The 16,156-nt window shown below is 67.2% G+C and carries 8 protein-coding genes; 3 read left to right on the top strand and 5 right to left on the bottom strand.

Features of this window, described 5'->3' with window-relative positions:
* Positions 1-134: 134 nt before the first annotated feature.
* From Q0627_RS11615 to Q0627_RS11635, 5 genes are read right to left on the bottom strand one after another with little or no spacing between them, the layout of a single operon-like run.
* Entirely contained in the window at positions 135-1,982 is a 1,848-nt protein-coding gene (locus Q0627_RS11615) for a hypothetical protein (RefSeq protein ID WP_291015966.1), read from the bottom strand.
* Positions 1,969-3,204, bottom strand: coding sequence for a DUF2201 family putative metallopeptidase (locus Q0627_RS11620; protein ID WP_291015968.1), 1,236 nt, complete (start codon positions 3,202-3,204; stop codon positions 1,969-1,971). The genes Q0627_RS11615 and Q0627_RS11620 overlap by 14 nt, the downstream gene beginning before the upstream one ends.
* Positions 3,204-4,316 carry an AAA family ATPase gene (locus Q0627_RS11625; RefSeq protein ID WP_291015970.1) on the bottom strand — a complete coding sequence of 371 codons (1,113 nt, stop codon included), beginning with the start codon at positions 4,314-4,316 and terminating at the stop codon, positions 3,204-3,206. Before Q0627_RS11625 ends, Q0627_RS11620 begins: the two co-directional genes overlap by 1 nt.
* A 45-nt stretch (positions 4,317-4,361) precedes the next feature.
* The gene (locus Q0627_RS11630) at positions 4,362-5,039 is read right to left on the bottom strand and encodes a response regulator transcription factor (protein WP_298810016.1); all 678 of its coding nucleotides are present in this window, start codon (positions 5,037-5,039) and stop codon (positions 4,362-4,364) included.
* Complete coding sequence (locus Q0627_RS11635; protein ID WP_298810019.1) at positions 5,036-6,256, bottom strand: sensor histidine kinase; 1,221 nt, start codon at positions 6,254-6,256, stop codon at positions 5,036-5,038. Before Q0627_RS11635 ends, Q0627_RS11630 begins: the two co-directional genes overlap by 4 nt.
* 316 nt (positions 6,257-6,572) lie before the next feature.
* Here Q0627_RS11635 and Q0627_RS11640 point away from each other — a divergent pair, with 316 nt between their 5' ends.
* The 3 genes from Q0627_RS11640 (at position 6,573) to Q0627_RS11650 (ending at position 16,064) form a co-directional block, all read left to right on the top strand.
* Complete coding sequence (locus tag Q0627_RS11640) at positions 6,573-7,973, top strand: PspC domain-containing protein (protein ID WP_298810020.1); 1,401 nt, start codon at positions 6,573-6,575, stop codon at positions 7,971-7,973.
* Complete coding sequence (locus tag Q0627_RS11645) at positions 7,970-8,233, top strand: hypothetical protein (protein WP_298810022.1); 264 nt, start codon at positions 7,970-7,972, stop codon at positions 8,231-8,233. The genes Q0627_RS11640 and Q0627_RS11645 overlap by 4 nt, the downstream gene beginning before the upstream one ends.
* Before the next feature lie 133 nt (positions 8,234-8,366).
* Positions 8,367-16,064 carry a non-ribosomal peptide synthetase gene (locus Q0627_RS11650; RefSeq protein WP_298810024.1) on the top strand — a complete coding sequence of 2,566 codons (7,698 nt, stop codon included), beginning with the start codon at positions 8,367-8,369 and terminating at the stop codon, positions 16,062-16,064.
* Positions 16,065-16,156: the final 92 nt, after the last annotated feature.

Genomic DNA, 16,156 nt, shown 5'->3' on the forward strand with positions numbered 1-16,156 from the left:
AGTCCACACCAGTCCGTCTTCATAGGTACATCCACTCTTCAATAGTCAGACCCGAAGAATTCCACCACGGACAGGATAGTAAAGTCGACATCAGCGATACTATATAAAGACCTTGCACATCGATGAGAATCGTCTCAAATATTCCGTCCATCAACGATCCTGATCGCCAGAGAGAGTTCCTCAAGATCAAATAATTCACGCATCACCTGCGCGCGGTCATCGGCGGTAAAGAAGCCTGATGGAAGCCCAATCGTCAGCGGACGCCGTCCTGTCACTTCGAAGAACGCTCGCAACATAAGAATACCCAGGACCTTCGAGCGAACATCGCCCTGCGTGACGAGTTCCCAGGCATCGTCAGGATCCGACCATCTTCCCGGACGAAGTATCACCCGCGCATCGTCCCAGTCACACATGAGATACTGCGCCCGTACATATACGACGATCCCATCCGTGAGGCCGTGTCCATCAATATTTCGGGATAGCTGGTCGCATAGCTCTGCGACGAGCTGATCGACGGATGATCGCAGTTTTTCGATATCGACGGGCAGTTCTGACCTCGTGACGTCAAAGACCACAAGGTCATGAGACCAAACCTTGGCACGCATCCCCCAGGTTCCCGGGAACTCCTCAACCCAAATCGAAGTCACCATCCGCAGGATTACCTTGGAATATACGTCCGGGAAATGCCCACGAAGCACGAGAATATACAACGTGGCCAGCATATCCTCGCGAATGTCCGATATCGCTCTGCCCTTGACCCCACCCAATATCGCAATCAGCGCCAGTACATACTCGCCACCAGTTACCAGGTACGGAACACCACTGACATTCATTTCAGGGTGCAGACCACCGGAAACAAGTTCACGTGCGAGTTCAGCGATGAGATTCGACCGATCCGGCGCATTGATGGAAACTTTGTCTACGCCAGAATACGGTACCACCGTAGGTAGCCGACTTCCGTCCAGGTGCTCAACGACGACAACGCTCGTCCCACGGACTTCACTCCGCCGAACCTTGAGGATTCCTTCCACAGTTGAGGATCGACCGGTCGCATTTGCCACCGCTTCCTGGCTGATCATATCGGACGTCAAAGGCTGGTCGAACACAGGAAACACTGTACAGCCCGGAACGGTACTGCCATGGTCATGCCGAGGAGTGGGAAGAAGCGATCGCTTGGCGATCGCAGCCATAGCTCGTGAGTCGCTGAGTAATTCTTCCACCAGTCGCGGTACCACAACCTCATTGATTGATTCGTCTCGAAGGTTCGAACTATACTCTTGCGCACCATGATCAATCGAATCACCACGAACGCAGGAACCCGAGGAATAGTACTGTTCCACATAGTCGAAGACGGATATCAAAGATGCCTCCGGGCCGACGAATCGCGAAAGGTCCTCTGCCGCCACACGTGGGTGAATCCCCGATCGCCACAGGATATCGGCGGCATTCGATTCCACGAATAGCGAGGCAACCGCCCGTGCCCACAACCTCGGTACTCGCTGGATACTCGACACAGCGATGACCGCGGGACGCAGTTGAAAACTACCATCCGTACTATAGCCGGGAGGTGCGCATTCAGTGCGGATGAACTCACCGGCGAGGAGCACACTCATGAATCGCCGGCGATTGTACGTGCCCAGGTCCGCCTCCCATACACCCGGCTCGATGAATCGAATCGGGTACTTGCGGCGGCGCGCGTGGAACTCAGCGAGCTCACGCAGCCTGCCGACGTACATTTCCAGTTTGAGACATTGATGTTCCTCGCCTCCAAGCACAGCCAGAAGCCGATCCTGCTCCAGGTTGTGCTCGCTCGAGACACTCCAATCGCGGTTCACAGAGAACAGATGTTTCGCGCCATTACAGGTAACTGTCACAGCAACTGGCCGCCGCAGTACATGTGGATACTTGCACAGGGCCATCAGCTGACACCAATCTGACATTGGCTGGTTTGGTGTAGTGGCCGCGATCTCATAGTGCCTCATCGACACATTCGACGCGGATAGCCCACTCCGGGGTGGCCGGTGGTGCACCACTCCGGGAGTCGAGAAGTACTGCAACGAGGGTTGTTCCGGCGATCGGTTGGGCCGGCCACGGTGTGCAACCGTCGGTGAACACAATGACGACCTCCGGGCGCGGCCGTTGTGCCGCGACCGCGGCGATGCCGACGGTCATGTCGGTTCCGCCGCCGCCGAACAGGTCGATGTCGGTGGCGCGACGGACTCGCCTCAGGTTGTAGGCGGACGTGTCGACCGACACCGCGATCAGACCTCGCTCGGAGATCTGCAGCGTGGACACGATGTTGTCGAGTTCGGTGAGGGCCTGCCCCAACATCCGTTCGTCGACGCTGCCGGAGGTGTCGATGACGACGGCTATCTCAGGGATGACTCGCTGTCTACTGGGCAGGACGATGTTCGGCGCGGTGGCGGTTCGTCGGGATAGGCGTCGATAGGTGTAGTCGCCACCGCCGGTCGCCGTGGTGACCGCACCGCGGACCGCCGCACCGAGGATCTGCTGCCACGGCACCACCGGATTGACGATCTCCTCGGCCCACCGGGCAAGCGCGATATAGCCGCCGGTTCCACGACCGTGCGCGCTCCGCAGGAATGCGGTTGCCACGTCTCTCCGGATCAGCTCACCGTCGACACGACTGACCTGGGGCAGGTCCGTTGTCCGTGGGCTCTCGTAGGAACGGGAAATCCCGTCGGCACCGCTGCCGCATTCATCGAGCCCGCAAGAATCTGCTCCAGGCGCAGAGTCGCCGGCGAGCTGTTCGAAGCGGGTTTCGACGGTGATCTGCGTATCGTTCCGGATGAGCCGGATATGACAGGGGCGCAGTCCGGCGGGGTCTGTGAACTCCCCCACGGCCTCGTCCGCCGCCCGGCGCCACCGCGATGCGCTTGACTCACTCACCCCACAGCCACGGGCCCGGTCGGCGTGCCGGTTGATTAGGTGCCACACCAGGTGCGCAAGTTCCCGGCCGACATCGGGCACCGACGCCGCGGCGAGCCATTCCGGGTTCATGTAAAGGCGCCAGCCTTCGTCGACAGTCATCCGAAGTACGTCGTCGCTGGGTGTGGGAATCAGGGCGTACAGTGCCCGTGCCAGGTAGGGCTGATTGCGCGGACCGTCCGGTGAGCGGGTGCCCGAGCGTCCGGCACTGATCACCCACAGCCGGGCGGCGGTCAGTTTGTTGTCGTCGAACATCACAGCAGCCCAGCCTGTTTCAGGACAGGAGCGAAAACGGAGATCTCTTTGGGCACCGTCGCCGACATCGGTCGGCTCCCGGGCGCCACGAGAGCACGCACCGCAGGAACGGCCGGATCGATACTCACCTGCGCCGCGGCCTGGCAGCACAGCCGCATCGCCGCCGTCCAGCGGTCGTCGGTGACATTCTGTTCCACCGCGGCAACAACGGACTGCAAGACGACGTATACGCGGTCGGCACGCACATCGGAGAAGCTGATCGATTCGCGGCCGTCTAGCAGCGCGTCCGGGTCGGGCAGGTCGAGATTCTCGCGCCACGACAGGTACTCGTACGCGGTGGCCTCGCCGATCGCCCCGGTCACCACGAGCGAGGCGACGTCGTCGGAGCAGCCCACGTGCCGGGCCAGCGCAGCCAGGGTCGCGGCGAACTCCCACGTCCGGGGTGTCGGAAACGCGCGTGACCGGGATGCGTGGTCTTTCGGTATGACGCTGAGCTGGTTGCGGCGGGCCCGCAGGAAGCCCGCGACCGACGCCATCTCCCGTGCGACCGCACCCCGGAAATCGTCCGGCAACACCCACGTCAGCAGCGCGGGCCACCGGCCGGTCACCGAACCCTGTGCGAACACCTCGACGGACATCGCGAAGTCCAGATGTACGAAGCGTGATGCGGTGGGCGCGGCCAGATCCCAGCCGGCGGCAGCCACATCGACCGGGTTGGCGGCGGCGACGAACGTCACCGAATCCGGCAATTGCAGATTGCCGACCTGCCCATGCGTGAGGATGCGCAACGCAGCTGCCTGCAGGGACGGCTGGGCGGTGCTGAACTCGTCGAAGAAGCAAATCGACGGCCCGTCGTGGTCGGCGAGACGCCGCGCCCACGCCGGTGCGGCGAGCACCACGTCACCGGCCGGCGAGACGACGGGCAGCCCGGCGAGATCGGACGGTTCGCTCTGGCTGAGGATGACCGTTTCCACATGCCATCCGCGCTCGGTCACCGATTCGATCATCGACGTCTTACCCTCACCCGGATTGCCCCACAGGATCACCGGGATCCGCGCGGACACGCACAGCCCGAGTGCGTCGAGGGTGTTCTGGTAGGCCTCTGTCGTCATGCCGGGCAACGTACCGGCCGGGTACGACATGCCCGGTCACGGTCGCTAGCCGATGTGGCGGGTGGCGGCCCAGCGGGTGAGGGCGTTTCGGTTGGACTGCTGGGTTTTTCGCAGGACGTTGGAGGCGTGGGTTTCGACCGTCTTGATGGAGATGAACAGTTCTTCGGCGATCTCGCGGTAGGTGTAGCCGCGGGCCAGCAGGCGCAGTACCTCCATCTCGCGGCGGGTCAGCGAGTCGAGTTCGGGGTCGAGGGCGGGTTCGGGGACCGAGGATCGGCCGGTGAACGAGTCGAGCACGAAACCGGCCAGGCGTGGGCTGAACACGGCGTCGCCGTCGGCGACCCGACGAACCGCGTCGGCCAGTTCGGCGCCGTCGATGGTTTTGGTGACGTAGCCGCGCGCGCCGGCGCGGATGGTGGCGATGACGTCCTCGGCGGCGTCGGAGACGCTGAGCGCCAGGAACACCGGGGCGTCCTCTCCCAGCCGGTCCCGAACGCCGCGCAGCACCGCGACGCCACCGCCGCCGGGCATGTGCACATCGAGCAGCACCACGTCGGGACGCGAGGCGACGATGCGGTCGATCGACTCGGGTACCGTGCCCGCCTCACCGGCGATGCTCAGGCCGTTCTCACCGGCCAGTTCGGCGCGGACCCCGGACCGGAACACCGCGTGGTCGTCGACGAGGAACACCGTGCACACGCCGTCGGTATCGCTCAAGGTCACCGGCCACCTTCCTGCTGCGCGGCGGTCGATGCCACCGCACTGTCGTCGTCCACTCCACCCCGGTCATCGGGGTTCCGGGGCATTCTCAGCACCACATTGGTACCGCGGCCCGGCGCCGAGTCGATGGTCGCCGACCCGCCGAAACGGTCCATCCGGCCACGCACCGACCGTACGAGGCCCTGCCGATCGGTGTCCACCGTATCCGGATCGAAGCCGACACCGCGGTCACGGATGAACACTTCGACCTCGTCGTCGGTGACCTCGCAATACACCGACACCTTGCGCTGGCCCGAATGCTTGGCGGCGTTGATCAGCGCCTCCCGTGCCGCCGACGCCAACCCCGCCCAGCGTCGGCGCTGCTCGGCTCCGGGTTCGTCGTCGGGGCTCAGGTCGCCGACGGTGATCACGTCGACCTCGATACCGTAGTCGTCCTCGACCTCACCGCATACACTCGTCAGGGTGGCGGCCAGCGAACTGCCGTGCTGGGCGGGATCGCCGAACAGCCAGCCGCGCAGTTCCCGTTCCTGGCTGCGTGCCAGGCGCACCACCTCGTCGGGTTTGGCGGCCTTCTTCTGGATCAGCGCAAGGGTCTGCAGCACCGAATCGTGCAGGTGGGAGGCGATTTCCTCACGTTCGGCGTCCCGGATGCGGGCGGCCCGTTCCTCGCCCAGTGCCCGCCACAATCGCATCCACAGCGGCACCGTCAGCATCACCACACCGGCCAGCGTCACCCCGACGGCCAGCAGCGTCGTCGACAGTCTGCCCACGTCGGGATCACCGACCAGAACGACGACGGCCAGTCCGCCGACGACCGCCGCCGCGCCGCCGGCAAGCCGCGCCCACGTGCGCCAGGTACCGCGGCTGGTGACGGGTGCGTCGAACTCCCGCCACACCACCCCGGCGCCGACGAGCACCACCAGGAACGGCAGCAGGTTGGCCAGCGGCGTGCCGGCCGCGGCGATGCCGACGAGAAGAGACACGACCATGCCCACCAAAGCGAGCCCGTAGGCCTGCCTACGTTCGGCGGGCGAGGACCTGTCGGTGTCGTCGCCGATCGGGCACAGGAACCACAGCAGCACATATGCGGCCACACCGGCACCGGCGAGGGCGCCGAGCAGAACGAACACCACCCGGACACGGAACACGTCGACGTCCAGGTGATCGGCCAGACCCCCGGCCACCCCACCGATGACCCGGCCACCGTTGCGCCGGACCACTTTCGGGGGACCACCGGGGTCGCTTTCCGGCGACGAACCGGCGGCTACGGGGATCGGCTGAGATCCGACGCCGCGGGGCGGCCCAGATCCGACGCCGCGGGGCGGCCCAGATCCGACGCCGCGGGGCTGCTCAGATCCCGGGACACGGGGCGTCCAGGACGCAGCCGGTGGCTCGGCCCGGACGGCGCGCCGTGCACGATATCTGCGGCGAATCACATCTTCGATACTGGCACGATCGGACTTCCCGGCACATCAGGGACGATCTCAGGGTGTTACCCGATTCCCGCGATCGCCAGGCGCCGACAGTATTGATGCCATGGACACCAAGCAGTTCGAACAGATGTGGGTCACCCGACCGGTGCGCCCCGCCGACCGCACGGTCGCGGGCGTCTGTTCCGGGATCGGCGCACGCTACCGGATCGACCCCACGCTGGTGAGGGTCGCCTTCATCGTCGCCACATTGTTCGGCGGCAGCGGCATCCTTCTCTACGTCGTGGCCTGGCTGACGTTTCCCGGCACGAGCGGACGATCCAAGATCGGCGGCCGCAGCGGCCGATACCGCCCCGGCAGGCCGCGCGGGCGTGGCCGCCACAACCTGATTCTTCTGGTGATGATCCTGTTGGCGATCCACACCGTATCCGGATTCGGTTCGCAGACATGGGGTTCGGGTGGATTGATGGGTACGATCCTGATGCTGGCCGGCTGGTGGCTGCTGTACCGCCGCACCCCGGCAGCACCACCCGGCACCGGCGCCGACAACTATCACGCCCCCCTTCCCGTACCGGCCGCCATGACCGCGCACTCCTTTCAGCGCTGGACTCCGCGCGACATGACCGAAGGGCACATCCCCGCGGGATACGCACCGTCGGCCGCAGCGCTGCACCCGGCCGGCGGCCCGATCTCGGGTTTCACGCCCGCCGCACACGCATCACCCGCGCCCGCCGCCGCTGCTCGGGCGCCATGGTCCCCGACCGGAACACCGGTCCCGGCGGGACCGGCGTCGCCAGTCGCGACCGACCCCGGACTCACGCCCCCGGTACCGCCGTCCTGGGATCCGCTCGGGGCCGCACCGTTCGCCTGGGATCTTCCCGAACCGGCGACACCCGAGCAGGATTCACCGGATACCGGCCGCTCGCCGTGGACGCCGATGGTGCTCGGTGTGGCGATCCTCGCCGCGGCCGGCGGTATCGCGGCCAACCTCGCCGGCGCCGAGTGGTTCAGTCCACTGCGGATCGCGGCGCTGGCGCTGGCGGTGATCGGGGTGGGCCTGACCGCTTCGGCACTGCGCCGGCGACCGGCCGGCGCGCACGCCACGGGCCTGGCGACGATCGCCCTCGTCCTCGGCGCAGGCCTGGTGCTGGCTGCGGCCGTCGACACACAGTGGCAGAAGCTGCCCGGCGGCGGGGTCGGCGAGCGCACGTGGAAACCGCAGAGCGAGAACGATATCCGCCCCGAATACTCGTTCACCGTCGGCAACGGCATGCTGGATCTGACCGGTGTGACACTGACCGAGGACCGCAAGGTCAGCGTCCGCGGCGGTATCGGCGAGATCGAGATCAAGGTCCCGCGGGACATGGCCGTCGACGTCACCTGCTCGGCAGGCGTCGGCGACACGACATGCCCCGACGGGCTGTCCAAGGGCGACAGCCGCCCCGGCAGTCCTGTCCTGACGATCGACGCCCAGGTCAATCTCGGCGATGTGGAGGTACGGCGATGACCGGCAACACCCCGCGCAGCGACGCCGCACAACCCGGTGACATCCAGAGCAGGGACATCCAGAGCAGGGACCCTCGACGCCGGGCACCCGGCTACGTGATCATCGGTCTCAGCGCGATCGCGGTGGCGGCGTGGGTGCTCGCCGGCTCCCCCGCCATCGATGACGCCGCCACGGTCGGCAAGATCGCGGTCGGCGCCTGCCTGCTGCTCGGCATCACTCTCATCGCGACGGGCGCGCGCAAGTCGACTCCCCGCAGGTGATGGCACCGGCCTGATATCCGGCAAATCGCTAGTTAGGCCTACCTAATCTCTCTGCTACCCTCCCTGAGGGCACTGACACTACTTCTTGGCCGGGCACCGGGTGCCCGGCCAAGAGCATGTGAGGGAGAACTTGATGAAGATCGCCGAGATCATGCCGCTCACCCCTTTGCAGGAGGGGTTGCTCTACGCATCGACTCTCTCGGATGCGGGTCCCGATCCGTACACGGTGCAGGCAGATCTCGGTATCGAAGGCGATCTCGATCCGCGGCTGCTACGCCGCAGCACCCAGGCCGTCCTGGACCGGCATCCCAACCTGCGCACCGCATTTCGTCGCCGTAAGAACGGCATGCCGGTGGCGCTGGTACTCGACGGTGCCGAGGTCGGCTGGACCGAACACGATCTGACCGCGCTGCCGCCGGACGTCGCACACGGGCGCTGGTGCGAGCTGCGTGCAGCCGACCGCGACAACCGATTCGACCCGGGCACACCACCGCTGCTGCGACTGACCGTGGCCAGGCTGTCCGCCCGCTCGTGGCGGGTGCTGATCACCAACCATCACCTCATTCTCGACGGCTGGTCGTCGCCGCTGCTGGTTCGCGAGATCTTCGCCGCCTACGCCGCGGGCGGCAGCGCTGACGGTCTGCCGGCGGTACGTTCGTACCGCGATTTCCTGGAGTGGCTGGGCAAGCGTGACAGCGCCGCCGCGCTGGACCGGTGGCGGCAAGTCCTCGGGCCCACGCCGTCGGCCACCCTGATCGCCCCCGACACCGCGCAGGTCCTGGGGTCGCGGCCGGCGGAACTGCGGATCGACGACCTGGGCGACGTGACCGACCGCCTGACCGCGCGGGCACGCACCGCGGGCACCACCGCCGCCGCACTGGTACAGACCGCGTGGGGGCTGACCCTCGGGCTCGACACCGGCCGGGGCGATGTGCTGTTCGGCACCACCGTCTCGGGCCGCAGCCCGGAGTTCGAGGGTGCCGAGTCGATTATCGGCATGACGCTCGGAGCCGTTCCGGTTCGCGTCGAAGCACGGGCGGCGGATTCGCTCATCGAAGTGGCACTGCGGGTGCAGGCCGCGCAGACCACCGTGATGGACGATCACTGGGTCGGCCTGCCGGCGATCTCGGGTGCGGTGGGGCTCGGCGAGATGTTCGACACTCTGCTGGTGTTCGAGAATCATCCGCTGAGCGCGGGCCCGCTGCAGGACACGATCGCTTCGGCCGGTCTGACCATCACCACGATCGAGCCACAGGATTCCACTCACTACCCGCTCACTCTGCAGGTGATCCCCAATCCCGAGATGCAGATTCGCCTGCACTACCTGCCCGAGGTGGTGTCCGCCGACCGGCGCGACCGGCTGGTGCGGACTCTGGTCACCGTGCTGGCCGCGCTCGCCGACGCACCGGACACACCGGTCGCGGCGCTACCCGTACTCGACGACACCGAGCTGGAACACATACGTGCGCTGGGTACCGGACCCACGCTCGTGCCCACCGAACTCGATGCCCTGCTGTCGATCACACCCGGCGACCGCACCGGCAGTCCCGGGGTGGCGGTGACCTGCGCCGGACACTCGATAACGTTCGCCGAGCTCGACGCCCGCGCCGACACCCTGTCCGCACGACTGCGGCGATGCGGGATTGGTCCGGAATCAATTGTCGCCCTGTCACTTCCACGGCAGGCGGACACAGTCGCCGCTGTGCTCGCGATCCTCCGGGCCGGGGCGGCGATCCTGCCGGTCGCGCTCGACTACCCCACCGACTTCATCACCTTCATCCTCGACGACGCCGCACCGGACCTGCTGATCGTCGATGGTTCCACACCGGTCCCCGGTTCGAACGGGTTGCGGCAGCTCATCATCGACACCCCGGAGGCCGATCCGGTACGAGATCCGTTGACCACCAAGGAACCCCATCCGGACAATCTCGCCTATCTGCTGTACACGTCCGGATCGACCGGAATCCCCAAGTCGGTGGCCGGAACCCGTGCGGGTCTGGCGGCACGGCTGACGTGGGCGCGGGAACTGTGGCCACCGACCGATCCCGACGTGCGGCTGGTCAAGAGTTCGCTGTCGTTCATCGACGGCCTCACCGAACTGCTCGGTGCGGTCGCGGCGCAGTCGCCGATGATTCTGGCGACCGACGACGAACGGGTCGATCCGATCGCCCAGGCGGGGCTCATCGACGACCACGCGGTCACGCAGGTGACGGCCGTCGGGTCCCTGGCCGCCGAACTCGCCGCCTCCGCACCGCGGGCCTGTGCCCGGATCATCAGGTGGATCCTGTCCGGTGAGACCTTGTCGGCCGACATCACCGGACGTCTGCTCGAGCTCGCACCACGCGCCACCATCGTGAACTCCTACGGCTCCTCGGAGGTCGTCGGAGACGTCACGTTCGCGGCGGTCGACGCGGCCACCGCCGATCCGGTCCCGATCGGACGCCCCGTCCCCGGCACCGAGATCCTCGTGCTCGACGCCGCGCTGCGTCCCACACCGGTGGGTGTGGTCGGCGAAATCTATGTCGCTTCAACACAACTCGCGCGCGGCTACCCACGCAGGCCGGGTCTGACCGCCGAACGGTTCGTGGCCAACCCGTTCGGCACCGGCAGACTGTTCCGTACCGGTGACATCGGATGCTGGGACAGCAACGGCGACTTGGAGTTTCACGGTCGCGGCGACGGTCAGGTGAAGATCCGCGGACATCGGGTGGAGACCGTCGGCGTCGAAGCCGCGCTACGCACCCTGCCGGGCGTCGACACGGCCGTCGTGGTGGCCCGCCCCGACCCGACGGGATCGCTGACCCTGTGGGCGTATGTGACCGGTGACGGGGGGCCCGACCCGGCAGCGCTGCGCTCCGGGCTGGCCGAGCGACTGCCCGACTATCAGATTCCCGCGGTCGTGGTCCTCGACGAACTGCCGACGCTACCCAACGGCAAGGTCGACCGGCGCTCGCTGCCGGACCCCGCGACGCTCACCGCGACGGCGGGGTCCCGGCCGCCGGCGACGGGTACCGAAAGCACGATCGCCGCGCTGTACGGTGAACTCCTCGGACTCGCCGATATCGATGCGGACTTGAACTTCTTCGCCGCAGGCGGACATTCACTTCTGGCAACCCGTCTGACACATCGCTTGACCCTCGAACTCGATGCCCCGGCCAGTGTGCGCACCGTCTTCGATCATCCGACCGTCGCCGCGCTGGCCGCCTGGGTCGACGGCCGTGCCGACGCGCCGCACCCGACCGCCGGCGCAGACGCCGGCCCGGGCGACGAGCCGCGCCCGGACCCGCTGCCCGCCTCCCCCGCCCAGCGACGACTGTGGGCACTCGACCGGCTGCAGCGGGACCTGTCGGCGATGCACGCGGAGACGGACTTCGAAGGGTCGGCCTACAATCTGGCATTCGTCGTCGAACTCGACGGTCACCTCGACGTGGACGCACTACGGGCCGCGGCGCAGTCACTGGTGGACCGGCACGAGTCGCTGCGCACCCAACTCGTCGTCGATGACGGCGGTGCCCTTTTCCAGCAGATCCTCCCGGCCGGCACCCCGGTACCGTCGACCGAGCACACGGGCCCCGGATCGGTTGCGGCCATGGAGTTTTCTCGTAGCTCGCCGTTCGATCTGGCCGAGGACGTGCCGATCCGGATCGACCTGGCCCACACCGGCGACGCGACGACGATCCTGCAGGTCGTGATGCATCACATCGCCGGCGACGAGTGGTCGACGCCGCTGGTGTTCGATGAGCTGGCAACCGGGTACGAGAACGCGATCAGCCACGCCGCCCCCCTTCCTGCGCCGGCGATCCAGTACGCGGACGCCGCACTCCGGCAGGATCGGCAACTCGATGCGACCGACGCATCGGGAACGTCGCTGCGGCAACGTGAACGCGAGCACTGGCGTGATGTTCTCGACGGTCTGCCCGACGAATTGCCGCTGCCCTACGACCGCCCGCGCCCGGCGATTCCGTCGGATTCAGGTGGCACAGTGGAGTTCTCGATCGACGCCAAGACAGCGGATGCTCTCGGCCGATTGACCCGCGCCACGGGCGTCACCGGTTTCATGGTGGCCCATGCGGCGGTCGTGGCGCTCTGGTCACGGCTGACCGGCTCCGACGACATCCCGCTGGGTACGCCGGTCGCCGGTCGCGACCACTCGGCGACGCAATCGGTGATCGGAATGTTCACCAACACCGTCGTCCTGCGTGCGCGGGTCACCGGCGATCCGACTGTCGCCGAACTCCTCGACCACGTCAAGCAGGTGGATCTGTCCGCGCTCGACCATCAGTCGCTGCCGTTCCAGGAGGTCGTCGACGCCGTCGACCCGGCGCGCGATGTGGCGCGCAGTCCGCTGTTCCAGACGATGGTGCAGTACCGCAGCCCCATCAGCACACCGGATTTCGCCGGACTCACCGCCCGCATCGTACCGATACCGGCCACCACCGCCAAGTTCGACCTGACCGTCGAGTTTCTGGAAAACGGTCCCGGACAACCACTTTCCGGTCGCATCGAGTTCTCCCGTGACTTGTTCGACGACGCGACCGTCACTCGGATCGCCGACGCACTGACCGCGATGCTGACGGCGATGGTCGCCGACCCCGGCATCAGGCTGTCCCGGTTGCCGCTGCTGACCGACCCGGACCGGGCCGCATTGCACGCCTTCAACGACACCGCGACCCAGGTGCGCACGGACGTCGACCTGCCCGGCCTGATCTGGGAAGCAGCCGCCGCCCACCCCGGCACTCCGGCCGTCGTCGACGAGACCACGGCACTCAGCTACAGCGAATTGATCTGCGCCGCAGACACTCTTGCAGAACGTCTGCTCGGTGCCGGCGTCGGTACCGACGATGTCGTGGGGGTGGATGTGCCCCGCGGTATCGCACTGTCGGTGAGCGTGCTGGCGATCATGCGGGCGGGCGCGGCGTATCTTCCGCTCGACCGCGACCATCCGCCTGCACGCCGCGACTTCATCCTTGCCGATGCCGGGCCGGCCGCGATCGTCACCGACGACGGCGCCTCAATCATCGATGGCGCCACTCCCGTGGTCGTGGTCGTGGTCGATGCGGTGGGCACGCCCACCGAACCCGGTCCCACCGGTATCCTGCCACTGGCCGGAGCACTGCCCGCCGAGCGCGGCGCCTACCTGATCTACACGTCCGGTTCCACCGGAAAGCCCAAGTCGGTCGTGGTCGATCACCCGGCCATCGTGAACCGGCTCGAATGGATGCAGGACCGGTTCGGCCTGCGGCCCGGCGAACGGGTGCTACACAAGACGCCGATCGGTTTCGATGTGTCGGTGTGGGAACTGTTCTGGCCGTTGATCTGTGGCGCCACCATCGTCATGGCCACGCCCGGAGCACACCGGGAACCGGTGGCCATCGCCGAAACCCTTGCACGGCAACGAATCACCACGGCACACTTCGTTCCGTCGCTGCTACGCGCCTTCCTGGCCGAGACCAGTGACGCACTGCCCGATCTGCGCCGGATTCTGTGTTCCGGCGAGGCTCTGACCGCACCACTGCGCGATGGTGTGGCCGCGCGGTTCCCGCACGTGCGTCTGCACAACCTGTACGGCCCCACCGAGGCCGCCGTCGACGTCACCGAGATCGACGTGACCGACCTCGACGGCCCGGTCATGCCGATCGGTGCACCCGTGTGGAACACCGGCCTGCACGTGCTCGGCCGGACGCTCGACGAACTGCCGATCGGTGTGTGGGGCGAACTGTATCTGTCGGGGCGCCAACTCGCCCGCGGTTACGCCGGCCGGCCCGGTCTGACCGCCGGCCGCTTCGTCGCCTGTCCCTTCGGCGCGGGCGGCGAGCGAATGTACCGGACCGGCGACATCGCCCGCTGGACCGACGACGGAGTGCTCGAATACGCCGGACGCAGCGACAGCCAATTGAAGCTGCGCGGTCAGCGCATCGAACCCGGCGAGATCGAGCAGGCGCTCCTGTCCGCAGGTGGCCTCGCGCAGGCTGTGGTGGTGGGCCACACCACCGCCGACGGCCGCACCATGCTCGTCGCCTACGGCGTGCCCATGTCACCCGAAGATATTGCACCGGAACAGATTCTGTTGTCAGTGGCGCTCACGCTACCCGCTCACCTGGTACCCGCCACGCTCACGTTGCTCGACGCGCTGCCGGTCACCACGAACGGCAAACTCGACGCGCGGCGCCTACCGGACCCGGTGATCGCAGGGGTGGGCGGCACCGTCGATGACCCGGTGGCCGCCGACATCGCCGACGTGTTCGCCGAGGTCCTGCACCGCGACCAGGGCAGTGTCGGTGCCGGGGACGACTTCTTCGCACTCGGCGGCGACAGCATCGTCGCCATCACCGTCGTCAACAGACTGCGGCGCCGCGGGCTGCTCGTCGATGTGCGGGAGTTGTTCGAGCAGCGCACGGTCGCGGCCCTGGCCGCCGTGGTCCGCCGCGCCGAAGAGACCGACGCCCCGGAGGTGAGCACCGGCGACCCCGAGCGTACGGACCCCCTGCCGCTGACCCCGATCGTCGCGCAACTCGCGAGCCGGCCCGGACGCTGGCAGTCACTGGCCCAGTCCATCACCGTGGCACTGCCCGCCGCGATCACCGCCGACGAAGTCCGGCAGGCGCTGGCCGCGGTCATCTCCCGCCACGAGGCGCTGCGGCTACGGGTCACCACCACCGTGGCCGGGGTCTGGACGGTGCAACCTATCCCATCCGAATCCTTCGACACCGCAGGCATTCTCACGGTTCACGAGATCACCGACGCCACCGAGGAGGCGTTCGCCTCGGTCGCCGCCGGCACTCACGCCCGTCTCGATCCGACGGTCGGCGGAACTATCACTGCGGCAGCAGTTTTCGAATCCGGCAACAATGCGACCGACACCGGCTACGGCAGATTGGTGCTGGTGATCCATCACCTCGCGGTCGACGCGGTGTCCTGGCGCATCCTGCTCGATGATCTCGCCGAGGCCGCGAATGCGGTGGCCGCCGGAGCTACACCGGCACTCCCGCCACCGGCGGTGTCGTATTCGCGGTACACCGACACCGCCGCCGAGCTGGCGGCCGCACCGTCGATCATGGCGGAGCTGACCCGCTGGCAAGGTCTGCTGACCCGGTCGGCCCCGATCACCGATGCCGCGACACTCGGCGTGCAGGCCGACCTGGCCAAGGAGGTGATCACCCTGGACGCCGAGCAGACCCGCGCCTACCTGACGTCCGGGTCGGTGACCGCAGCGCTGATCGCCGATACAGGAACCGCGATCACCAGATGGCTCCCTCACCGGGGGAACCCAGTTGAAGCCGGGCCACTCCTGATCGACGTCGAAGGCCACGGCCGGGACCTGGGCGGACTCGACCTGTCACGGACGGTCGGCTGGCTCACCACCGTCGGACCGGTACTGTTCGACCCCGCCGCAGACGACCCGGTCGATGACATCGCGTCGGCACTCGGGCAGGAGAGCCATTCGTACGGACTGCTGCGCTACTGCAACGCGCGCACGGCGCGGGTACTGGCCCGTGCACCCAAGGCGCAGGTTCTGGTCAACTATCTGGGCACGATCGTGCTGGGCGGGCAGTCGGTTCCGGGCGGGCAGGCCGACTGGCAACCGGCGTCCGAGGCCGCGTGGACCCGCACCCGCCCTGCCGACGATCTGGGCGCAGAGTACGCGGTCACCGTGGATGCCCGCGTCGAACGTGACTCGCGGGGCCAGGACCGGCTCGTCGTCGAGGGGACCTGTTCGGCACTGGTATTCACCGGCCCGGAGATCGAAGCGCTGGTGCGTTCGGTCGAGGCCACCGTGTGTGAGCGGGCCGCCCGCTCAGGGCGTGTCTGCTCAGGGCATGTCCGCTCGTAGAAAGCCCATAGGTTACCCTAACCTGAGTCCGGAGTGCCCGACTTACCGAGCACGGACGTCCAGGCAGCACGACACACCGAGGAGCCTCACCG

The organism is uncultured Gordonia sp. (assembly GCF_937858515.1).
Classification (GTDB): Bacteria; Actinomycetota; Actinomycetes; order Mycobacteriales; family Mycobacteriaceae; genus Gordonia.

What these genes read in the sequence shown, in the direction of transcription:
- Q0627_RS11615 (WP_291015966.1), bottom strand. Translation starts at nt 1,982, where the DNA reads ATGAGGCACTATGAGATCGCGGCCACTACACCAAACCAGCCAATGTCA.
- Q0627_RS11620 (WP_291015968.1), bottom strand. Translation starts at nt 3,204, where the DNA reads ATGTTCGACGACAACAAACTGACCGCCGCCCGGCTGTGGGTGATCAGT.
- Q0627_RS11625 (WP_291015970.1), bottom strand. Translation starts at nt 4,316, where the DNA reads ATGACGACAGAGGCCTACCAGAACACCCTCGACGCACTCGGGCTGTGC.
- Q0627_RS11640 (WP_298810020.1), top strand. Translation starts at nt 6,573, where the DNA reads ATGGACACCAAGCAGTTCGAACAGATGTGGGTCACCCGACCGGTGCGC.
- Q0627_RS11645 (WP_298810022.1), top strand. Translation starts at nt 7,970, where the DNA reads ATGACCGGCAACACCCCGCGCAGCGACGCCGCACAACCCGGTGACATC.
- Q0627_RS11650 (WP_298810024.1), top strand. Translation starts at nt 8,367, where the DNA reads ATGAAGATCGCCGAGATCATGCCGCTCACCCCTTTGCAGGAGGGGTTG.